At 39.6% G+C, this 21,177-nt stretch carries 21 protein-coding genes; 1 reads left to right on the top strand and 20 read right to left on the bottom strand.

Annotated elements, in window-relative coordinates; translation table 11 throughout:
• Positions 1 to 39: 39 nt before the first annotated feature.
• The 8 genes from Q0E19_RS06280 to iorA form a co-directional block, all read right to left on the bottom strand.
• Complete coding sequence (locus tag Q0E19_RS06280; protein WP_294408242.1) at positions 40 to 1,284, bottom strand: DNA polymerase IV; 1,245 nt, start codon at positions 1,282 to 1,284, stop codon at positions 40 to 42.
• Between the two features lie 157 nt (positions 1,285 to 1,441).
• A complete protein-coding gene (locus Q0E19_RS06285; protein WP_294408243.1) occupies positions 1,442 to 1,612 on the bottom strand; it encodes a 4Fe-4S binding protein in 171 nt (56 codons plus the stop codon).
• Positions 1,613 to 1,820: 208 nt separating this feature from the next.
• Positions 1,821 to 2,255, bottom strand: coding sequence for an ACT domain-containing protein (locus tag Q0E19_RS06290; RefSeq protein WP_294408244.1), 435 nt, complete (start codon positions 2,253 to 2,255; stop codon positions 1,821 to 1,823).
• Between the two features lie 34 nt (positions 2,256 to 2,289).
• Complete coding sequence (locus tag Q0E19_RS06295; RefSeq protein ID WP_294408245.1) at positions 2,290 to 3,597, bottom strand: phenylacetate--CoA ligase; 1,308 nt, start codon at positions 3,595 to 3,597, stop codon at positions 2,290 to 2,292.
• Between the two features lie 24 nt (positions 3,598 to 3,621).
• Positions 3,622 to 4,122, bottom strand: a complete 501-nt coding sequence (locus tag Q0E19_RS06300) for an HD domain-containing protein (RefSeq protein WP_294408246.1) — start codon at positions 4,120 to 4,122, stop codon at positions 3,622 to 3,624.
• The gene (locus tag Q0E19_RS06305; RefSeq protein WP_294408247.1) at positions 4,123 to 4,698 is read right to left on the bottom strand and encodes an indolepyruvate oxidoreductase subunit beta; all 576 of its coding nucleotides are present in this window, start codon (positions 4,696 to 4,698) and stop codon (positions 4,123 to 4,125) included. It abuts the gene before it with no gap.
• 47 nt (positions 4,699 to 4,745) lie between these two features.
• Positions 4,746 to 5,171: a hypothetical protein gene (locus tag Q0E19_RS06310; RefSeq protein WP_294408248.1), complete on the bottom strand. Its 426-nt coding sequence runs from the start codon at positions 5,169 to 5,171 to the stop codon at positions 4,746 to 4,748.
• A gap of 33 nt (positions 5,172 to 5,204) precedes the next feature.
• The gene (gene iorA, locus Q0E19_RS06315) at positions 5,205 to 6,932 is read right to left on the bottom strand and encodes an indolepyruvate ferredoxin oxidoreductase subunit alpha (RefSeq protein WP_294408249.1); all 1,728 of its coding nucleotides are present in this window, start codon (positions 6,930 to 6,932) and stop codon (positions 5,205 to 5,207) included.
• Between the two features lie 336 nt (positions 6,933 to 7,268).
• Here iorA and Q0E19_RS06320 point away from each other — a divergent pair, with 336 nt between their 5' ends.
• Positions 7,269 to 8,612 carry an MATE family efflux transporter gene (locus tag Q0E19_RS06320; RefSeq protein ID WP_294408250.1) on the top strand — a complete coding sequence of 448 codons (1,344 nt, stop codon included), beginning with the start codon at positions 7,269 to 7,271 and terminating at the stop codon, positions 8,610 to 8,612.
• A gap of 57 nt (positions 8,613 to 8,669) precedes the next feature.
• On the opposite strand, the gene Q0E19_RS06325 is transcribed toward Q0E19_RS06320, so the two are convergent.
• The 12 genes from Q0E19_RS06325 to Q0E19_RS06380 all read right to left on the bottom strand — a co-directional run bounded on the left by Q0E19_RS06325 (position 8,670) and on the right by Q0E19_RS06380 (position 21,177).
• Positions 8,670 to 10,010: a HAMP domain-containing sensor histidine kinase gene (locus Q0E19_RS06325; protein WP_294408251.1), complete on the bottom strand. Its 1,341-nt coding sequence runs from the start codon at positions 10,008 to 10,010 to the stop codon at positions 8,670 to 8,672.
• Positions 10,007 to 10,681: a response regulator transcription factor gene (locus tag Q0E19_RS06330; protein WP_294408252.1), complete on the bottom strand. Its 675-nt coding sequence runs from the start codon at positions 10,679 to 10,681 to the stop codon at positions 10,007 to 10,009. Before Q0E19_RS06330 ends, Q0E19_RS06325 begins: the two co-directional genes overlap by 4 nt.
• A 656-nt stretch (positions 10,682 to 11,337) precedes the next feature.
• Positions 11,338 to 12,780, bottom strand: coding sequence for a nicotinate phosphoribosyltransferase (locus tag Q0E19_RS06335; RefSeq protein WP_294408254.1), 1,443 nt, complete (start codon positions 12,778 to 12,780; stop codon positions 11,338 to 11,340).
• 25 nt (positions 12,781 to 12,805) lie between these two features.
• A complete protein-coding gene (locus Q0E19_RS06340) occupies positions 12,806 to 14,599 on the bottom strand; it encodes a Na/Pi cotransporter family protein (RefSeq protein ID WP_294408255.1) in 1,794 nt (597 codons plus the stop codon).
• A 130-nt stretch (positions 14,600 to 14,729) separates the two neighbouring features.
• Positions 14,730 to 15,134, bottom strand: coding sequence for an ATP synthase F1 subunit epsilon (gene atpC, locus Q0E19_RS06345; protein WP_294408256.1), 405 nt, complete (start codon positions 15,132 to 15,134; stop codon positions 14,730 to 14,732).
• A gap of 31 nt (positions 15,135 to 15,165) precedes the next feature.
• Positions 15,166 to 16,569, bottom strand: a complete 1,404-nt coding sequence (gene atpD / locus Q0E19_RS06350) for a F0F1 ATP synthase subunit beta (RefSeq protein ID WP_294408257.1) — start codon at positions 16,567 to 16,569, stop codon at positions 15,166 to 15,168.
• A 17-nt stretch (positions 16,570 to 16,586) separates the two neighbouring features.
• Positions 16,587 to 17,447 carry an ATP synthase F1 subunit gamma gene (gene atpG, locus Q0E19_RS06355; RefSeq protein ID WP_294408258.1) on the bottom strand — a complete coding sequence of 287 codons (861 nt, stop codon included), beginning with the start codon at positions 17,445 to 17,447 and terminating at the stop codon, positions 16,587 to 16,589.
• Positions 17,448 to 17,459: 12 nt separating this feature from the next.
• Positions 17,460 to 18,974, bottom strand: coding sequence for a F0F1 ATP synthase subunit alpha (atpA, locus tag Q0E19_RS06360; RefSeq protein ID WP_294408260.1), 1,515 nt, complete (start codon positions 18,972 to 18,974; stop codon positions 17,460 to 17,462).
• Positions 18,975 to 19,020: 46 nt separating this feature from the next.
• Positions 19,021 to 19,569, bottom strand: a complete 549-nt coding sequence (gene atpH, locus Q0E19_RS06365; RefSeq protein ID WP_294408261.1) for an ATP synthase F1 subunit delta — start codon at positions 19,567 to 19,569, stop codon at positions 19,021 to 19,023.
• The gene (atpF, locus tag Q0E19_RS06370) at positions 19,569 to 20,084 is read right to left on the bottom strand and encodes a F0F1 ATP synthase subunit B (RefSeq protein WP_294408263.1); all 516 of its coding nucleotides are present in this window, start codon (positions 20,082 to 20,084) and stop codon (positions 19,569 to 19,571) included. Before atpF ends, atpH begins: the two co-directional genes overlap by 1 nt.
• Positions 20,085 to 20,127: 43 nt before the next feature.
• Positions 20,128 to 20,385 (bottom strand): ATP synthase F0 subunit C, encoded by a 258-nt coding sequence (gene atpE / locus Q0E19_RS06375; protein ID WP_294408264.1) that lies wholly within the window; start codon positions 20,383 to 20,385, stop codon positions 20,128 to 20,130.
• Positions 20,386 to 20,442: 57 nt separating this feature from the next.
• Positions 20,443 to 21,177 (bottom strand): FoF1 ATP synthase subunit a, encoded by a 735-nt coding sequence (locus tag Q0E19_RS06380; protein WP_294408266.1) that lies wholly within the window; start codon positions 21,175 to 21,177, stop codon positions 20,443 to 20,445.

A 21,177-nucleotide genomic window follows, 5' to 3' on the forward strand; every position in this document is an offset into this window, starting at 1 on the left:
ATTTTATTGATTTTGTCAAGCATAAGTTTACCTTAAAAATTAGGAATTGATCTTACCAACCGGGTGGACCTCATTCTGTATTCTTGTATCAAATCTGAAAAACTCCTTATCCCCTGCCACTATTGCACGGTTTATAGATGTATAACCATATTTTTCTCGTATCTTATCCACAGCTGTATTTATACGGTCACGCTTATCGAGCATCAACGGATTTGTAAAAAAATCCAACTGCATAGCCGATCTTTCATCACACAGATCATACACCCCTACTGATATAGATCTTACCGCTGTATCCTTATCCCAGTTGTATGAATCCTGAAAAAGCTTCATTGCGTATTCAGAAACAGTAACGCCGTCGCTGGTAGGTATTCGCAGCTTGCACTGCCTTGTATATGTTCTCAATTTACTGTCCCTCACATTTATAGAAACTCCCATTGCTTTTGAACCTATCCTGCGTAGTCTTGCAGCCACGCTTTCAGAGAGTGCTGCTGTAAGTATATGCACATCGTCATTGTTCATAAGATCACGATAGGCTGTTGTACCATTGGAAAGAGTTTTTACAGGAGGTTTATTCCAATAAAAATCTATGGGCGTTTTATCCAGTCCGTTTGCATATATCCAAAGATCTCTTCCACGACAGCCTAGCCAGCCTTCAAGCGAGTCAACAGGTGTTTTTGCAATATCTCCAATAGTTTCTATGCCATGCACTTCAAGCTTTCTGGTGCAGTTTTTACCAACAAAAAGAAGATCGGCGGCAGGAAGTTTCCATATTTTATCCCTGAAATTATCTTCCGTTATCAGCGTTACTGCGTCAGGCTTTTTCATATCAGAACCAAGCTTTGCAAAAATTTTATTAAAGCTTGCGCCTATTGAAACTGTAATGCCCAATTCATGTTTTATAGTATGACGTATCTCTTCGGATATATCTTCAAGTTTTCGTCTTGCGCAGGTAACATCAAGCCAGCACTCATCTATACCAAACGACTCTATTCTGTCGGTATAACGTTCATAAATACGTTTAGCACGTTTTGAATAGTCAAGATAAATGCTGTAATGCGGAGGGACTGTAATAAGTGAGGGACATTTTTTCTTTGCCTCCCTTATCGTTTCACCTGTTTTTACGCCGCATGATTTTGCAGCCTCATTTTTCGCAAGTATTATTCCATGCCTTTCCTCGACACGTCCCGAAACAGCCACACACTTTCCTCTCAGAGATGGATTTAAAAGACATTCTATTGACGCATAGCAATTATTTATATCAACGTGCAAGATCTGCCTGCTCATAGTATTACCCCCAGCAATATAATAAACGTACGAACATTAGTTCTTATATTTATTATATACCAGAACATTTGTTTTGTCAAGAACAAATGTTTACGTTTGTTGTAAAGGCAGAAAAAAAGCGCCCGCCGTAAGACGAACGCTTTTATGTACTAAAAAATTACTCAGCCTGAGGAGCGCCAACAGGACATACACCTGCACAAGCACCACAATCAAGACATGTATCAGCATCGATAACGTACTTGCCGTCACCCTCTGAAATTGCGCCAGCAGGACATTCTGCTGCACAAGCGCCACAGCTGATGCAATCATCGCTAATCTTATAAGCCATATTATTGACCTCCTTTAATAATACTATCAGAACCTCAAAACGGTATCTCCGCTTTGCTTGGTTCTATAATAATATAATACCACATTTACAAAAAAAATCAAGACTTTTTTGTTATTTTACGAAAATTTCATAATTAGTTATGCAAAACTAACCAATTAAATATAACTGCCGTCAGAGCTATTTATCCGACGGCAGATGTAAAAAATTATCAAATGTTTTTCATTTCTGACTCAGAAAGAAGCTTAAAGTTTTTCTCAGTCAAAGCTGTTACAGCCTTTTCATTGCTGTCAACACGGAGTATCAGACAAGCTGTATTTTCTGATGTGTTAAGGAATGCAGCGTACATATATTCCACGCTGATATTATCCTTATAAAGTGTTTCCATAACTTTAGCCATACCGCATGGCTCATCATCTATCACAACTGCGATAACATTTGATTTCGTAACAATACAGCCATGTTCTTTAAGGACTTTTTCAGCACTTTCCGTATTGCTTACGATAATTCTCATTATACCGAAATCCTTTGTATCAGCAATGGAAATAGCTCTGATATTTATACCTGCTGCACCGAGAACGCCTGTTATCTCGGATAATCTTCCGGGTCTGTTTTCTACAAAAACCGACAACTGTTTTACTGTCATAAAACAACCTCCCTTATAATTGGTATGCCGAATCCTATACTAACTTTCTCTTATCTATTACTCTTACGGCTTTACCCTCAGAACGTGGTATGCTCTTTGGCTCTACAAGGCTGATCTTTGCCTTTATGCCGAGAATAGAATGTATATCAGAACCGATCTTTCTTTCAAGCTCTTCAATAGATTTTATAGTATCGGAGAACATATCATCTGAAAGCTCAACTCTGATCTCAAATGTATCAACGTTATTTACTCTGTCAACAACTATCTGATAGTTAGGTGTAGCATTTGACATCTTAAGAAGAACAGATTCGATCTGTGACGGGAATACGTTTACACCCTTGATGATCATCATATCATCGCTTCTGCCCATAGGCTTGCACATCTTAACAAGAGTTCTGCCGCATGAACATTTTTCTCTTGTAAGAACGCAGATGTCTCTTGTTCTGTATCTGAGAAGCGGGAATGCTTCCTTTGTGATACTTGTAAATACAAGCTCACCCTTAGAACCCTCAGGAAGAACCTCACCTGTGTCAGGGTCGATGATCTCAGCAATAAAGTTATCCTCATTGATGTGCATTCCTGTCTGTTCTTCACACTCAAAAGCAACACCAGGACCGCTTGTTTCGGTAAGTCCGTAGATATCATATGCCTTGATGCCGAGAAGTTTCTCGATCTCTTTTCTCATTTCCTCTGTCCAAGGTTCAGCACCGAAAATACCGGCCTTGAGTTTGAGTTCATCAGGCTTTATTCCCATTTCCTTTACAGTTTCGCCTATGTATGCTGCATAAGATGGTGTACAGCAAAGGATCGTAGAACCGAGATCCTGCATAAACTGTATCTGTCTTTCAGTATTACCTGATGACATTGGCAGTGTAAGGCAGCCGACTTTATGAGAACCGCCGTTAAGACCTGCACCGCCTGTGAAAAGTCCATAGCCGTATGCTACATGACAAACGTCATTCTCATCTCCGCCTGCAGCTACGATAGCTCTTGCACAGCAATCGTCCCACATATCAATATCATTCTGTGTGTAGAACGCTACGACTCTCTTACCTGTTGTACCGCTTGTAGAATGAATTCTGACGCACTCAGAAAGCGGCTTTGCAAGAAGTCCATAAGGATATGCCTCACGCAGGTCTGCCTTAGAAAGAAACGGCAGCTTGTGAAGATCCTCGATGCCATGGATATCATCAGGTGTTACTCCCTTTTCTTCCATTAGCTTTTTATAGTAAGGCACATTATCCCAGACGTGCTTTACCTGTGCTACGAGTCTTTCGCTCTGGAGCTTTTTCATCTTCTCACGGGGCATACACTCGATTTTTTCGTTCCAATACTTTGCCATTGGAACACACCTCCTATTACTTTATTATTCAAGACCGAACATATCGTTCAGCATTTTTGTTCCTGTATTGGTTATGAAAATTTTATCACGGAAGTTTATAATGCTCTCTTTTGAAAGGTTATCCTCAAAAGCATTGACCATAAAATCAGCTTCAAGCAATATCTGCCAGTCGTCACCATCAACACCTGTATATGTATGATGATGAGCTATCAGAAAACAAACTCTGTCTATGACACCCTCGTCATATCCAAGTTCGGTAAGCATTTTTCTGGCTGGCTCAGGACCAAGCTCTTCCTGAAGTTTGCCGCCGCAGTGTCCTGCACCATATTTCTCCTCAGCAGGCTTTATACCGATATCATGCACAACAGCTGCAGTATCAAGGCAATACATACTGTTTATATCAAGCTGTTCAGCTCTTCCTATAACACGAGCAAAAGTATATACCTTGATAAAGTGCTGGATACGCTTAGGATCATTATTAAAGAACTCAGTCATTTTTATAATAAGACTGCTGATCTCATCCATTTATTTTACCTCTCTGCCGAGTGCGAAAGCTTTCTTGTTAAGCTCTAAGAATTTAGCAGGAACGCACTGTTCAAGAGCCTGCTGCCAAACGCTTTCTTCAAAATTCATCTTAGTAGATACCACACCCATGAGAACTACATTGGAAGCCTTTGATGTTCCAGCCTGTTCAGCAAGAGTAAGAGCGTCGCAGGCAATAACGTCTATGCCCTGTGCCTTAAGCTTGTCGATAATATTCTCAGGATATTTTGCTGCACCTGTGATAACAGGCATAGGATCTATCTGCTGAGTTGAAGTTATGATATGACCGCCTTTTTTAAGATACGAAACATATCTTGCGGCCTCCAGCTGTTCAAAGCTGATAATGATATCAGCCTCACCCTTTTCTACAACAGGTGAATATACCTTATCACCATATTTTACATATGTAACAACAGAACCGCCGCGCTGGCTCATTCCGTGTACTTCACTGACCTTTACATCATATCCCTGTGAAAGGAGAACATTTCCTATAATTCTTGATGCAAGCAATGAGCCTTGTCCGCCCACGCCTACTATCATAATTGATTTTGTTTCCATTTTTACACCTCATCATTAATTATGTCTGTGTGTTTATACAGCGCATATTACAGTCTTTTCTTAATAAAACCGAAGCCGGCAGCAAATGTCATAACATATCCCAAACCGAGATCAAGGTAAAATCTTGCTTTTGAATCAGCAAACTCTACCCACCGCATGATATCGCTGAAGCATTCCCATAAACTTCTGTCACGTCCAAGTCCTGTACTAAAAGCTTTTTGTAATGATATTGCCCAGTTAAGTCTGGTCGCAATATATACAGACAGGATCATAAGCACGATCGAAAAGATAACGCCGAATTTGCTTACTTCTTTTCCGAGAAGTATATATCCGCCAAAAGTGAAAACGCTTATTGCAAATCCGCCTATCCATGATATGTATCCCAGCTTTCCGATCAGACACCATACTATAATTCCAAGAACTGCACCAACTGCTGCGCCTACTGCTCCTAAAACCTTATTTGTGTTACTCATATTCTATTACCCCATATATTATTTACCCTATATTTATTCTCCGATAGCGTTGAGCTTGCACATTTCCTTACATATTCCGCAGCCTACGCACTGTGTATGATCTATTACGCACTTGCCGTTATGTATTGAGATAGCCGGACAGCCGATCTTAAGACACTGCTTACAGCCTACGCACTTATCGCTGTTTACCTTAAGCGGTGGGTTATGCTTAACATATTTAAGAAGTGCACAAGGACGTCTTGAAATAATTACGCTAGGCTCTTCCTTTGCAAGTTCTTCCTTTATTACTGCCTCTGTTTCTGCCATATGGTACGGATCAACGACTCTTACGCTGTTTATTCCGATAGCATGGCAAAGGTTTTCAAGGTTTACTGCCGCAGCAGGATCTCCCTTAAGGTTTTTACCTGTTGTCGGATTCTGCTGATGACCTGTCATACCTGTAATAGAGTTATCGAGGATTATAACAGTAGAATTTGTGGAGTTATATGCAATATTTACAAGACCTGTCATACCGCTGTGCATGAAAGTAGAGTCACCGATAACAGCAACAGATCTCTTTTCAGCCTCAGCTCCCCTAGCCTTGTTAAAGCCGTGAAGTGCAGAGATCGACGCACCCATACAAATAGTAGAATCCATTGCGCAAAGAGGTGCTGTTGCGCCAAGTGTATAACATCCGATATCGCCTGAAACTGTTACCTTAAGCTTTGAAAGGCAATAGAACAGACCTCTGTGAGGACATCCTGCGCACATTACTGGTGGTCTTACCGGAACGGTATCTTCAAAAGTATCAAATTCGTATGTTTCGCCAAGTACCTTCTCTCTTATCTGTTTCTGAGATATTTCTCCCAGCCAGCCAAAGATCTCCTTGCCGACAACATCTACACCGTTTTTCTTACAATGTGTTTCTATTACATCGTCAAGCTCTTCAATAACGTATACCTTTTTGCACTTAGCTGCAAAATCCTTTATTATCTTAACAGGCATAGGATTAACGATTCCAAGTTTCAGGTAGTTCACCTTGTCGCCCAAAGCTTCCTTTGCATACTGATAGCAAATACCTGCTGTTATTACACCAATTTCAGAATCATTCATTTCAACTGTATTGAGTGGGCAATCTTCGCCATATTCAGCGATAGCAGCCATTCTGTCCTCAACGATAGGGTGACGGCGAATAGCGTTGCCGGGCATCATTACATACTTCTGTGGATTTTTTTCATATGGAATAAGATCTCTTTTTACTCTGTCGCAGAGTTCTACTGCTGACTGTGAATGAGAAACTCTTGTTGACATTCTGACAATAACAGGAACATCAAATTTTTCAGACAGATCAAAAGCCATCTTTGCGTATTCCTTACATTCTGCAGAATCAGAAGGTTCGATCATCATTGTCTTTGATGCAATAGCGTGATGACGTGAATCCTGCTCGTTCTGTGAAGAATGCATTCCAGGGTCATCGGCAACACATATGACCATACCGCCTGTAACACCGGTGTATCCAGCTGTATAGAGCGGGTCAGCAGCCACGTTAAGTCCAACGTGCTTCATTCCGCAGAAGCTTCTCGCACCTGCTATTGACGCACCAAGTGCAACTTCCATAGCGACCTTTTCATTTGGCGCCCATTCAGCATAGATCTCCTCGTACTTTGCAGCCTCTTCAGTTACCTCTGTTGAAGGTGTTCCAGGGTAAGAAGAAACCACTTCGCAGCCCGCCTCGTATAATCCTCTGGCAAAGGCTTCATTTCCAAGCATAAGCTTTTTCATAAAATTTCTTTCCTTTCATATAGTTGTTTGGTAGTTTAAACAATATTCAATACAAATATAAATAATTATATCACAAATTTAGCTAAAATGCAACATTTTTCAGATATTTTTTCATAAATTATATCTTTAATGTTGAAGGCAAGAAAGTATCATCAAAAAAGCGTTTTATTATCAGTCGCAATCAAAATTAAACAGGTTGTAAAAAATGCTCATAATTATGCTTTACAAGGCTGAATACTTCTTTAACTTTGACGTTGCATAAAAAGGAAAAAAGTTATATAATGATTATGTATCATCAAATCAGAGATTATATTATACAATTCAAGGGGAATTTTTATGACGGATCTTACAATAGGAAAACCATGGACAGTGTTATGGAAACTTTCACTGCCTATGTTCATAAGCGTTATCTTCCAGCAGATGTATTCTATTTTTGACAGTGCTATCGCAGGAAAATTTGCAGGTGAGGACGCACTTGCAGCAGTTGGTGCATCTTATCCAATAACAATGATATTTATGGCAGTAGCGATAGGCTGTAACGTTGGCTGCTGTGTTGTAATATCACAATATTTCGGAGCGAAAGAATATGAAAAAGTCAAAACTGCTATTTCAACCACTATTATAGCAGGATTTATATTATCATCATTGCTTACAATACTTGGCCTTGTCTTTTCAAAACCGCTTATGATAATGATAAATACACCTGACAATGTTATGTCTGACGGAACACTTTATCTGAAAATTTATATCGCAGGTCTTATATTCCTGTTCTTATATAATGTATCAACAGGAATTTTCACATCACTTGGCGACACAAAAACACCGCTGTATTTTCTCATAGGCTCATCTATCGTCAATATAATACTCGACTACATATTTGTAGCGATTTTTAAATACGGCGTAGCAGGCGTTGCATGGGCAACTTTTATCGCACAAGGAGGAGCGTGTATTCTTGCACTTATAACATTAACACGCAAGATATCATCGATAAAAACTGAATATCCTGCACCCAAATTTTCACTTCCTATGCTAAAGCGCATAACACTATATTCCATACCAAGTATTCTACAACAGTCATTTGTATCTATCGGAAATATTTTCGTACAGTATCTTGTAAACGGATTTGGCTCATCTTGCATAGCAGGATATTCTGCTGCAATAAAACTGAACACATTCGCTATCACAAGCTTTTCTACCCTTTCAAATGGCTTATCAAGTTATGTTGCACAGAACTACGGTGCAGGAAAATCATTGCGCATAAAGCAGGGTTACAAAGCGGGACTTATACTTTCTTCGATAGTTGCTGTTCCTTTCATTATATGTTTTTTTGTTATCCCACATAATTTCGTCGGATTTTTCCTTGATGACGGCGGTGCAAAGGCTATGAAAATAGGCATTGAATTTTTAAAAATAGTATCACCATTCTACATCTTTGTGGGAATTAAGATAATGTCTGACGGAACGCTCAGAGGAAAAGGTGATATGCCTTATTTTATGATAACAACATTTGCCGACCTGATACTTCGTGTTGTTCTCGCATTCATTCTTGCAAAGCCTTACGGTTCAAGAGGAATATGGCTTTCATGGCCAGTTGGCTGGCTTACATCGACAGTTCTTTCAGTTGTATTCGTTCTTATCAAACTCAAAAAACTTCCCGATGAGAAAAACATAGAACAATAAACAAATTATCCCCCGATCACAATTTTCAAAGTGATCGGGGGATATTATTTTACAATATTACATCATTTCTTCCGTCTGATACGGAAGCTCAACATTAAAGCATACGCCGCCTTCAAACAGGTTTTCTACCCAAACTTTACCGCCGCAGAGATCAACTATTCGCTTTACAAGAGCCAGTCCCAGACCATTTCCCTCAGTCGCACGGGATTTATCTCCTTGATAAAACTTCTCAAATATCTTATCCTTTTTATCATTTGGTATGCTGGGTCCGTTATCAGAGATCTTTGCTATAATTCCTGTTTCACTTCGGAAAAGTTTTATCTTCATTTTGCCGTTCATAGGTGTAAATTTGATCGCATTATTAATGATGTTCTGCCAAACCTGTCCCATAAGATCTTCATTTCCTATGTAGAAAATATCCTCCAGATCAATGTCAAGGTCGATCTGTTTTTTGGACCACTCAGGTTCAAGCATAAGTACGATCTTTCTTATCTGCTCATCAATAGAAAATCGTGATTTTTTACCTATGGTCGTCTGATTTTCAAGTTTAGTGAGATTAAGAATATTTGATGAAAGCTTTGACAGTCTTGATGTTTCATCAATGATTATCTGCGTATATTCTTTTCTGTCTTCCTTACTCAGTGTTTCATCCTGAAGCAGTTTTGCAAAGCCTTGAATTGACGCAAGGGGCGTTTTGAATTCATGAGAAACATTCGATATAAAATCTCCTCTTAACGTTTCTATTCCCGAAAGTTCCTGCGCCATTTTATTAAAATTCCTTGCCAGTGTACCATACTCATTATCATTAGGCTCTTTTACTCTTACTGAAAAGTTGCCTCGTGCGACTTGTGAAGTAGCCTTACTGAGATCATGTATAGGCTGGAGAATGGTTCTGCCGACAAATCCTGTGATGATCGTACCTATAATAATGCAGACAATAAAAGCCACGATTATTACAAAGTTGATTATCCAATAAAGATTTTCACTTGTAAAACTATTTACAGAAACATATTTGCCGCATATCGAAGTAACAAGGGTCACATTTGGTATTATTCCGTTTTCCGTTGTGTAATAGCCTTTCTCTTCGATCTCCTTTTTATGTTCCTTTATCTTAGGAGAATTATTATCAAGGCTGTCGATGGAATAGGAATTAGTGTTTATTATTGACACTATATCTTCATAGCTGTAACCGTCTTGTTCAAGCATTTTTATAGATGCGGCAAAATTGCTCATCTGCCGCTCCGAATTATCTCTCATTATAGGACTGAACACAAGCAGCAATATGCTTATCGAAATTGATGCAGAAATGACCATTACCATAAAAAACATCAAGGCAAGTTTGAATTGCAAGCTTGTTCTTGGGAATTTATGATCTTTACTTTTATTAGCGGATATCACGACTTGACCGCCTTATAGCCTAATCCACGGACAGTTACGATCTGAAACTCGCCGCACTCACCGTAACGTTCACGCAGTCTTTTAATGTGTACGTCCACAGTTCGTTCATCAACATCCTTATCCATACCCCAAAGCTCATCGAGGAGCTGTCTTCTTGTGAATATTTTATTTGGATACGATAAAAGCTTAAAAAGCAGTTTGAATTCCATTTGAGGTATAGTTTCACCTGGCTGACCGTCAAACGAAACTGACTGTGCATCATAGTCAAGGACGCACTTCCCTACCGTCAATGAATGTTCAGAAGCCATTTTTGCACGCCTGAGCAAAGCACCGACACGCAGTATCATTTCATTTATATCAATAGGCTTGACCATATAGTCATCTGTACCTGCCAGAAAACCTTCCTGCTTATCTTCAAAGGTTTCCTTAGCCGTTACCATAAGTATAGGCAGCTGATATTCGGCTTTTCTCAGCTGTCTTGTCAATTCATAGCCGTCCATATTAGGCATCATAACATCTGAAATAATCAGATCTATATTAGTTTTTTCAAGCATATCCAAGGCTTCTATACCATCATTTGCAGTAAAAGACTGATAACCATGCTGTTTTAGAGCCGCCGACATAAGCCTTCTGAGGCTGGCATCGTCCTCAACTACAAGTATCTGAAACATTTATTTATCCTCCTTACCAGATCATGGGCAGTATTTCAAACAAAATACTACTATATATTATATATTAAAATTATGAACTTGTAATTAAATTTATTTCATCTCTTCAAATCGAGTAAATGAATAAAAATTCTTCCTAAAATTCATACTCGGTTCACACAGGAATGATATTATTATAACATCAACAAAAGAGTTGGATAAAAGGTAAAGCCTATTGTGCAGCGATTCTTATGTTCTTTCCCTCAGCGATTCCCCAAGTCGCCGTTTATGTCACTGTTCATTAGGTTTTACCATTTATCCAAATCCCTTTCATAATTCTAAAAATTAATGCTCGTTTCAGCCGATAGAAATGAGTGTTAATTTTTTTATTATCTTACAACAAAAACTTTGCTGTAATTATTTGAAAAGTGCTGAAAATACTCCCAAGAATTCATACTCGGTTCACATTGGAATGGTATTATATATACAGTAAAGAAAATGCTTGTAATATAGCAAAGTTAACAGTAAATGTTCCTGTTGATTTTGCCATATTACAAATCCCTTTCATAATTCTATAAAAATTAATGCTCATTTCAGCCGATAGAAGTGAGTATTAATTTTTTATGCAATAATTTTAATCTGCTGCAAGTAATTCATACTTACAGCAGATTTTTTATTTGTTATTGACCATTCTTAGAAAGAAGTTCATTTTTAACGTTCCAAAGCTTTTGCGAGAGATCCACATAATAGGTATGAGGATTTTCAAAACGAGTAATCTCGTCCCAAAGCGTATTTATCTCTTTCTGACAATAATCAGCTATCTCAGCAAAAGTCGGCTTTTTATATACACACCTTCCGTCTTTGAAGATTGGAACAAGCAGATCACGGACTTCAAAGTCAGTAAGCGTTTTCTTTTTCCATGTATACTGAGGGTCAAAGATAACTAATTCCTTACTGCTGTCGATTACTTCATCGTGAAGGGTCAGCAGATCTGCGATAGCTTTATGATTTTCTTTATCATAAAGTCTATACACTTTTTTGAAATGCGGATTGGTTATCTTTATGACATTTTCTGAGATCTTGATTTTAGGGATTATCGTACCGTCGTCATTTTCAGCTGCAACAAGCTTATAAACACCGCCGAAAACAGGCTCGCTTTTCGCAGTAATTAGTCTTTCGCCTACTCCGAAACTGTCAACCTTTGCTCCCTGAAAGATCATATCTCTTATTATATATTCATCAAGAGAATTAGAAGCTATTATCTTACAGTCAGAATACCCTGCCTCATCAAGCATTTTTCTCGCCTTTTTAGAAAGATAAGTTATATCTCCCGAATCAATGCGCACACCAAGAGGTCTTTTGCCAAGAGGCTTTAAAACCTCATTAAAAGCCTTTATGGCATTTGGTATTCCGCTTTTAATAACATTATATGTGTCAACAAGCAGCACCGCACTATCGGAATAGCACTCACAATAGGTTTTGAAAGCTTCATACTCACTGTCAAACATCTGCACCCATGAATGTGCCATAGTACCTGTTGCATTAAAGCCAAACTTCTGGTCGGTTATTGTGCAGGCTGTACCGCTGCATCCGCCTATGCCGGCTGCTCTTGCGCCAAATATAGCGGCATCACCGCCATGGGCACGTCTTGAACCGAATTCAGACACCGCTCTGCCCTGAGCGGCACGAACGATACGGTTAGCTTTAGTAGCGATAAGGGTCTGATGGTTTATACACAAAAGTAAATATGTTTCAACCAGCTGAACTTCAATAGCTGGGGCACGAACGGTTATTATAGGCTCATTCGGGAAAATAACCGTTCCCTCAGGTACTGCCCAGATATCACCTGTAAAATGAAAATCCTTTAAAAATTCAAGAAAGTTCTCATCAAATATCTTTTTGCTGCGTAAAAACTCAATATCTTCTTCATAAAAATGAAGCTCACTGATATAATCAATTATCTGTTCAAGTCCACAGGCAATAGCAAAACCGCCGTTATCCGGTATCTTTCTGAAAAACAGATCAAAGTAGGATATCTTGTCTTTCATACCGCTGACAAAATATCCGTTGCCCATTGTCAGCTCATAAAAGTCACACAGCATTGTATAATTAAAACTATTCATTTTGCTCTCCTTTTATAATAAGGTATCAGCCCTCAACAGCAGCAATAGAATACTTATCAGAATATTCCTTTATCTTATTTTCATAATAATCAGGACCATTTCTATGGAGATTATCAAGATACTCATGCTTTTTAAGAGATGTATACTTCTTCTGATTTGCTATCAGATAAATAGCGATATTTGAGCAATGATCTGAAATACGCTCTACATTTGTAAGAATATCGAGGAAGTTGATACCGGTTTCAATATTGCACAGACCATTTTTTGATCTGTCAATATGTATAGCCTTAAGCTCCTCAACAAGTCTGTCAACAACTTCTTCAAGAGGTTCGATCTCAGTAAGGACTTCCATATCGTTGCTCTGTGTTGCCTTTATAGCAAGATCAATTATTTCCGTTATAGCACTGCACATTACTTTAAGCTCACGCTGTGCGGTTTCAGAGAACTTCATCTCACGCTCATACATAAGGTCAGCTGTTTCATAAATATTGATAGTATAATCACCTATGCGCTCATACTCTGAGATCAAGTGGAACAATGTTGTTACCATTCTTGATTCGTCCTCATTCAGACCGCAGTCATTAAGCTTTATAAGATACTGACCAACTCTGTCTTCAAGGCGATCGAGAAGTTCTTCCCTTTCCTTGATCTTATCGATCAGCTTAAGATCATACTTATCAAAAAGTGATGTAACAGACTGGAAGTTCTTATATGCAAGATAACCCATCTGTACAACAGCCTCATTAGCCTGAGTTATAGCAACGTTTGGAGTAACAAGGAATCTGTCATCAAGAAGATCTTCCTTAGTGACAGTTTCATCTTCCTCAGCGTTTTTCTTATCTCTGATAGTGATGACAGCAAGTTTTTCAAGTACAGTATAGAATGGGAGGAAAAGGATAGTAACGACCACATTGAATATTGTATGGAAATTAGCTATACTTCCTGTTGTGAAATTACTGTTCCAGAATGGCAGTCCTACTGTATACTGCATAGCATATACAGCAATAAGGAACACTATTGTACCAATAAGGTTGAAATAGAAATGTATCATTGCAGCTCTTTTAGCATTCTTAGAAGCACCAAGGCTGGAGATAAGCGGTGTTGCGCAAGTTCCGATATTTGTACCCATAATTATAGGGAACGCAGACGCAAATGTTATTGCACCGGAAGTTGAAAGCGCTTGAAGAATACCGATAGATGCGGCTGATGACTGGATAATAGCTGTAAAGATAGTTCCGACAAGTACGCCAAGTATAGGATTTTGAAGAGCAGCAAACATTTCTTCAAACTGAGGAAGATCTGCCAGAGGTGCTATCTTTTCCTGCATTATTATCATACCTGTGAAAAGAATACCAATGCCCATCATAATTTCACCGACATTTTTATTCTTATTCTTCTTGCTGACCATAATGATTATCAGACCGATAACAATAAGTATGGCAGAAAAGTTCGATGGCTTACAGAGCTGTAAAATGACAGGTCCTTCTGTAGAGCCTTCAAGCCTTGTTAGTCTAAGTATCTGCGTTGTCATAGTTGTACCGATATTGGCACCCATTATAATTCCGACAGCGCCTTTAAGCTTAAGCAAACCTGCATTTACAAGTCCGACAACTATTACCGTAGTCGCTGATGAGGACTGAACAGCTGCTGTTACCAAAGCACCAAATAAAATGCCGGAAAATACGTTGCTTGACATTTTAGCCAGAACCTTCTCCATAAGTCCGCCTGAAGCTTTTTCAAGTCCGTTGCTGAGAATAGTCATTCCATATAAGAAAAGACCTAATCCTCCTGCCATACCAATAATGTTAAAGATGCTCAAAATATTTTCATTCCTTTTCCAATTTACTTAATTTTCAAATAAATTTAATTAAATATAAATATACACTATACCACAAAAATAAACAAAGCCAAAGCCTACACAAAAATGCTGTGCGACTTTGACTTTGCTATCATTTTTTACCTGCCACTACAAGTCTGTTCATTGCCCTTTTAAGCTTTCTTTCCGCCATGTCAAACTCCTTACGGCTTGCATTCAGTTTCATTTCCTTTTCAGCAATTTCCTTTGCTTTTTCAGCTCTTGCGATATCAATTTCATCTGACCACTCTATTGCAGAAGAAAGTATAGTTACTTCACCGCTGTCAGATACCTTGATAACACCATCTGAAACTGCCGCTGATCTGAAACTGCCATCGATCTTGATCTTAAGCTCAGAGGCAGGAAGATTAGCGACATATGGTGAATGCCCCGCAAGTACACCAACGTTGCCGGCCATTGTTTTTGCTATGATCTGCTCTGTACTTCCGTCAAAAAATATTTTTTCAGGAGTAATTACTTTTAGCTTGTACGGCGTCATATAAAATCTCTCCGATTAATTAGTTTTACTTTTACTGTTCAGCGTTTTTCTTAGCCTTTTCCACAGCTTCATCTATTGTACCAACAAACAGGAACGCTGATTCAGGAAGATCGTCATGCTTACCTTCGATGATCTCCTTAAATCCTCTTATTGTTTCCTTAAGAGGTACATACTTGCCCTTATAGCCAGTAAACTGCTCCGCAACAAAGAAAGGCTGTGACAAGAATCTCTGTATTTTTCTTGCTCTTGATACTGTCAGCTTATCTTCATCTGAAAGTTCGTCCATACCCATAATAGCAATGATATCCTGAAGTTCAACATATCTCTGAAGAATGGACTGCACCTGTCTTGCAACGGTATAATGCTCATTACCCACGATCTCTGGTGACAGGATACGAGAGGTAGATTCAAGCGGATCAACTGCCGGGAAGATACCGAGTGAAGAAATACTTCTCGAAAGTACCGTCGTTGCATCAAGGTGTGCAAAAGTTGTTGCAGGAGCCGGATCCGTAAGGTCATCGGCAGGCACATAAACAGCCTGTACCGATGTGATAGAGCCTTTATTGGTAGATGTTATTCTTTCCTGCAAAGCTCCCATTTCAGTAGCCAGTGTCGGCTGATATCCAACGGCAGAAGGCATACGGCCAAGAAGCGCAGAAACCTCTGAACCCGCCTGTGTAAATCTGAAAATATTGTCAATGAAGAGAAGAACGTCCTGTCCCTCAACATCTCTGAAATATTCAGCCATAGTAAGACCTGAAAGTGCTACTCTCATTCTTGCTCCGGGCGGTTCATTCATCTGACCATAAACAAGAACGGTTTTATCAATAACTCCCGACTCTTTCATCTCATAATAAAGGTCATTGCCCTCACGGGTTCTTTCACCAACACCGGTAAATACGGAAATACCGCCGTGCTGATTGGCAACGTTATTGATAAGCTCCTGAATAAGAACTGTTTTACCTACACCTGCACCACCGAAAAGACCGATCTTTCCGCCTTTAAGATAAGGTGCAATAAGATCTATGACTTTAATTCCTGTTTCAAGTATCTCGTTTGCCGCAGTCTGCTCTTCATAACTTGGCGGCTCTCTGTGTATTTCCCATCTTTCAGCTGTTTCAGGTGCTGGAAGATTATCAACAGGTTCGCCGAGAAGATTGAACATTCTCGAAAGTGTTTCCTTGCCGACAGGAACTGATATTGCTTTACCAGTGTCAACAGCGTCAACACCTCTTACAAGTCCGTCAGTAGATGACATTGCGATACATCTTACTACGTCATCACCTATATGCTGAGCGACCTCAACAACAAGCTTCTGACCATTATTATCTATTTCAAGTGCATTAAGAAGATCGGGCAGCTTATCTTTTTCAAAACGTACATCGACAACAGCGCCGACGATCTGTACGACCTTACCTATATTTTTGACGTCCATTTACCTACCGCCTTTCACTAATTATTTATAGAAGCAGAACTGATCTCAGTGATCTCCTGAGTGATCTGAGCTTGTCTTGCTCTGTTATACAGCAGCGAGAGCTGATCTATCATTTCACTCGCATTATCGCTTGCCGATTCCATAGCTGTACGTCTTGCAGCCTGCTCAGCTGCATAAGAGTCAACTATTGCTGAATAGAGCATTCCGCAGATATACTGAGGGATAATGCCGTCAAATACTTCTTCCGGAGAAGGATCATAAATAGTCACTGCCTTTTTCTCAGGAACGTGATTGAGATTTTCTACCGGAAGTATTCTCAGCTCATTAGGTTCCTGCGTCATAGCAGAAACAAAAGTTGTATATATCAGTTCTACTGAATCAAACTCACCGACTTTGAATCTATGGATTATATTATCGGCAAGATCTATCGTTTCAGTTATATCTATACCTTCGGCGATATGAGGATATTTGTCAGTAAGATCGTAATCCCTCTTCTCAAAAAATTCAACAGCTTTTTTGCCTATCGCCATGATCTTAACTTCTCCGCCGGAACGCTTTATCTCCGAAGCTTTCGCCTCAGCCATTTTAAGTACGTTAGAATTAAATCCTCCTGCCAGACCTCTGTCGCCTGCTATGACAACTATAAGTGAGGCATTCCTGAATTTTTTCTTTGTGAAAACAGACTTAAAATCGCTGTCGCTTGATATCTCACACATTACTTTAAAAACATTTTCAAAGAATGGGTGTATCGCCTCGGCACGTTCCTTAGCTCTCCTCATTTTTGAAGAGGCAACAAGCTGCATCGCCTTAGTTATCTGCATTGTGCTTTCAACGCTTTTTATACGACGCTTGACATCCTTCATGTTTGATGCCGCCATAGCTACAACTCCTTACCTGCTCTGTAAAAACTTATCTGCAAATGTTGTAAGAACTTCCTTTAGCGCTGCTTCATTTTCATCTGTCAGAACCTTAGTATCCCTTATGGAAGAAAGAATATCGGGATGTGACTCATCAATATAAGCAAAAAGATCTGATTCATATTCTCTGATATCTTCTACCGGGATCTTTTTAAGATAATTATTGACAACAGCATAAATAATTACTACCTGTTTTTCAACGTCAACAGGTGCATTTTTACCCTGTTTCAATACCTCAACGATTCTTTCGCCCTGTGCAAGTCTGTCCTTTGTATCCTGATCGAGATCAGAACCGAACTGTGAGAAGGACTGCAATTCTCTGTACTGGGAATAAAGCAGTTTCAGCGGACCTGAAACCTTTTTCATAGCTTTTATCTGTGCCGCTCCTCCAACCCTTGATACAGAGATACCAGGGTTTACAGCAGGTCTTACACCTGAGAAGAACAGTTCTGTTTCAAGGAATATCTGACCGTCAGTTATTGAAATAACGTTGGTAGGGATATATGCAGAAACATCTCCTGCCTGTGTTTCTATGATAGGCAGTGCAGTTATTGAACCACCGCCATTTTCCTCATTAAGACAGCAGGCACGTTCAAGCAATCTTGAATGGAGATAGAATACATCACCAGGATATGCCTCACGGCCTGTCGGACGTTTCAGCAGCAGTGACATTGTTCTGTACGCAACAGCGTGCTTGGAAAGATCGTCATAAACGCATAGAACATCCTTACCCTGAAGCATAAAATACTCAGCCATTGCAACTCCTGCATATGGAGCTATATACTGAAGCGGTGCCATTTCAGAGGCAGTAGCTGATACAACGATAGAATAATCCATTGCACCATTCTTTGTGAGCGTATCTACAATATTTGCAACGGTAGATATTTTCTGACCGATAGCCACATAGATACATATAACATCTTTGCCCTTCTGATTTATTATCGTATCAAGAGCAATAGTAGTTTTTCCGGTCTGTCTGTCACCGATTATAAGTTCTCTCTGACCTCTTCCAACAGGGATCATTGAGTCGATAGCTTTGATACCTGTCTGTAAAGGTCTGCTGACAGACTTTCTGGTAATTATACCAAAAGCAGGGCTTTCAACAGGTCTGTATTCTTCTGTAAGTATACTTCCCTTTCCGTCGATAGGCGCACCAAGAGAGTTTACAACTCTGCCGAGAAGTGCCTCGCCGACAGGAACAGAAACTATTTTTCCTGTTCTTTTGACAGTAGAACCTTCCTTGATACCGTCTTCTGTACCAAGCAGTACGCAGCCGACAAAATCTTCTTCAAGGTTCATCGCCATGCCATAGGTCCCATTTGCAAATTCAAGAAGTTCGCCAGACATACACTTTTCAAGACCATTTACTCTCGAAATTCCGTCACCAACCGTGCAGACAGTTCCGACATCATCAAGCGTCAGCTTAGAGCGATAATTCTTGATCTGCTGTTTTATCAAACCTGTTATTTCATCAGGACGTAAATTCATAATAAAACTCCGTACCTTTCAATTATATTTCACAATATGCTGCAGATCAGGCAATAACGCCATTGATCTGTGATCTCAGCTTATCCAAAGCGGTTTTTACACTTGAATCAAGCTCAGTATTGCCATATCTCAGTACAATACCTCCGATAACAGCTTTATCGACTTTTTCAGTGAGCCGTATAGTTTTTCCGCTGACAGCTGAAAGCTTTTTTATCAGCTTATCTCTCAGAACAGCCGACAAACCTGTGCTTGTGATAGCAGTTACCTCAAGAATATTCATTTTCGCATTATACTTATCGGTAAAAGCTTTAGTGATCTCAGGAAGGAACTTAAACCTTCCCTTTTCATTAAGCAAGCACAAAAAATCCATTACAAGCGGACTTATCTTACCATTGAACACTTCCGACAGTGCTTTATTTTTTTCAGCCGCCGAGATCTGCTGAACATTCATAAGCTGAAAGAAATCACTGTTTTCATCACTGCACAGAATATCATTGATACTCACAAGTTCTTCGTAAACATTTTCAAGGCAGTTCTGCTCGCAGCACAAGTCGAACAATGCTGTGCTGTATACATTTGCTACACTATCCGCCATCACACTTCACCTATATTATCTATAAACTGCTCTATAAGACGTTCATTATCCTGTGAAGTCAGATCCTTTTCAATAACTGCCTGCGCAGCCGAAAACGCAATATCTGTTATGTCATCCTTTATCTGATTAACAGCGATTTTCTTCTCACGTTCGATCTCAGCTCTCGCCTGCTCCGTTATGCCCTTTGCTTCCTGCTTGGCATCTCCGATTATTTCGTCAGAGCGAAGCTGAGCCTTTTTAGTTGCAGCCTGAATGATCTTTGCAGATTCTTCTTTTGCACCACTGATCCTTTCAGCATATTCAGCTTCAAGCTTTTTAGCGTTTTCTTTTGCATCATCAGCGTCCTGATAAGTCTTTGCGACTTCCTCTTTTCTGCTTTCGATGACTTTATTTACTTTATCAAAAAGAAAATGTTTGAGTACAAGAGTGAGAATAAGCAGGTTCAGCCAAGTAGCAACAATTACGCTCAGGTTGACAGAAAGAAAATCCGTTACATCTCCCACAGCTAAAACCATTTAAAAACCTCCCTCTCTGATCATTGTTTTTAAAAATCTATTATCAGAGCTTTCCGAGGAATGGGTTAGCAAACAGCAGAATAAGTGCTACTACGAATGCATAGATACCGGTAGATTCAGCCATGGCAACACCGATGAACATTGTTCTTGTGCAGTCGCCCTGTGCCTCCGGCTGTCTTGCGATAGCTTCGATAGTTTTGCCTACTGCGTAACCTTCACCAATACCAGGTCCGATACCTGCGATCATTGCAAGTCCTGCGCCTATTGCTGAGCAACCCAAAACAAAAGCCTTTTCAGTCATATGAATATCCTCCAATTATAAACTTATATTTGTGCGCTTTTGCGCATTTTTACATTTTTATGATTCTTCTGCCGCTGCTCCAACGTTTACCATTGTCAGCATTGAGAAAATGTATGCTTGTATACAACCTGAGAACAAGTCAAAGTATATCGAAAGCACAGCAGGTATTCCTACTTGAAATACGCTGAATCCCCATGAGCCTACTTCAAAGCTAAGATGCAGTGCAGATGAAAGTGCGCCCAGTGCACCATAGAGCAACCCTGTAATTACCATACCGCCTGCCACGTTACCAAAAAGACGGAAAGCCATTGATGCAGGTGTTGCAACTTCACTGATGATATTCAGCGGAAGTATGAAGGCAACAGGTTTAGCAAAGCCTTTAAGGTATCCGCCAAAACCGTTAGCTTTTATCTTATGATAAGTAATAAGGATAAACGTCAGCACAGCCCATGCTGCTGTAACATTTATATCAGCCGTCATTGGTCTGAGACCGATCATGCTTATCAGCGCACCTAAAATCGCTGATATAAGCAATGCTCCGATATATGGGGAATAGTACATTAACTTTTCACCCATATTCTGACGTACCATATTATTTATGAAATTCACAAACATCTCAGCAAGCACCTGACGTTTTTTCTCAGGGACTTTCTTCAGATCTTTAGTAAGCCACAGACAAAGCAGTGTAACGGCTACTATAATGAGCCAGCCCATGACTACTGTTTCGGTTATTTGGATCTTGCCGTCAAACAGTTCAAAAACGATTTTGGGACCATCACCTATACCGTTCAT

Source organism: uncultured Ruminococcus sp., assembly GCF_934476685.1.
Taxonomy (GTDB): Bacteria; Bacillota; Clostridia; order Oscillospirales; family Ruminococcaceae; genus Hominimerdicola.

Bases quoted from the DNA above. Each gene is read 5' to 3' on its own strand.
- Q0E19_RS06280 (WP_294408242.1), bottom strand. From the start codon at position 1,284: ATGAGCAGGCAGATCTTGCACGTTGATATAAATAATTGCTATGCGTCA.
- Q0E19_RS06285 (WP_294408243.1), bottom strand. From the start codon at position 1,612: ATGGCTTATAAGATTAGCGATGATTGCATCAGCTGTGGCGCTTGTGCA.
- Q0E19_RS06290 (WP_294408244.1), bottom strand. From the start codon at position 2,255: ATGACAGTAAAACAGTTGTCGGTTTTTGTAGAAAACAGACCCGGAAGA.
- Q0E19_RS06295 (WP_294408245.1), bottom strand. From the start codon at position 3,597: ATGGCAAAGTATTGGAACGAAAAAATCGAGTGTATGCCCCGTGAGAAG.
- Q0E19_RS06300 (WP_294408246.1), bottom strand. From the start codon at position 4,122: ATGGATGAGATCAGCAGTCTTATTATAAAAATGACTGAGTTCTTTAAT.
- Q0E19_RS06305 (WP_294408247.1), bottom strand. From the start codon at position 4,698: ATGGAAACAAAATCAATTATGATAGTAGGCGTGGGCGGACAAGGCTCA.
- Q0E19_RS06310 (WP_294408248.1), bottom strand. From the start codon at position 5,171: ATGAGTAACACAAATAAGGTTTTAGGAGCAGTAGGCGCAGCAGTTGGT.
- iorA (WP_294408249.1), bottom strand. From the start codon at position 6,932: ATGAAAAAGCTTATGCTTGGAAATGAAGCCTTTGCCAGAGGATTATAC.
- Q0E19_RS06320 (WP_294408250.1), top strand. From the start codon at position 7,269: ATGACGGATCTTACAATAGGAAAACCATGGACAGTGTTATGGAAACTT.
- Q0E19_RS06330 (WP_294408252.1), bottom strand. From the start codon at position 10,681: ATGTTTCAGATACTTGTAGTTGAGGACGATGCCAGCCTCAGAAGGCTT.
- Q0E19_RS06335 (WP_294408254.1), bottom strand. From the start codon at position 12,780: ATGAATAGTTTTAATTATACAATGCTGTGTGACTTTTATGAGCTGACA.
- atpC (WP_294408256.1), bottom strand. From the start codon at position 15,134: ATGACGCCGTACAAGCTAAAAGTAATTACTCCTGAAAAAATATTTTTT.
- atpD (WP_294408257.1), bottom strand. From the start codon at position 16,569: ATGGACGTCAAAAATATAGGTAAGGTCGTACAGATCGTCGGCGCTGTT.
- atpG (WP_294408258.1), bottom strand. From the start codon at position 17,447: ATGGCGGCATCAAACATGAAGGATGTCAAGCGTCGTATAAAAAGCGTT.
- atpA (WP_294408260.1), bottom strand. From the start codon at position 18,974: ATGAATTTACGTCCTGATGAAATAACAGGTTTGATAAAACAGCAGATC.
- atpH (WP_294408261.1), bottom strand. From the start codon at position 19,569: ATGGCGGATAGTGTAGCAAATGTATACAGCACAGCATTGTTCGACTTG.
- atpF (WP_294408263.1), bottom strand. From the start codon at position 20,084: ATGGTTTTAGCTGTGGGAGATGTAACGGATTTTCTTTCTGTCAACCTG.
- atpE (WP_294408264.1), bottom strand. From the start codon at position 20,385: ATGACTGAAAAGGCTTTTGTTTTGGGTTGCTCAGCAATAGGCGCAGGA.
- Q0E19_RS06380 (WP_294408266.1), bottom strand. From the start codon at position 21,177: ATGAACGGTATAGGTGATGGTCCCAAAATCGTTTTTGAACTGTTTGAC.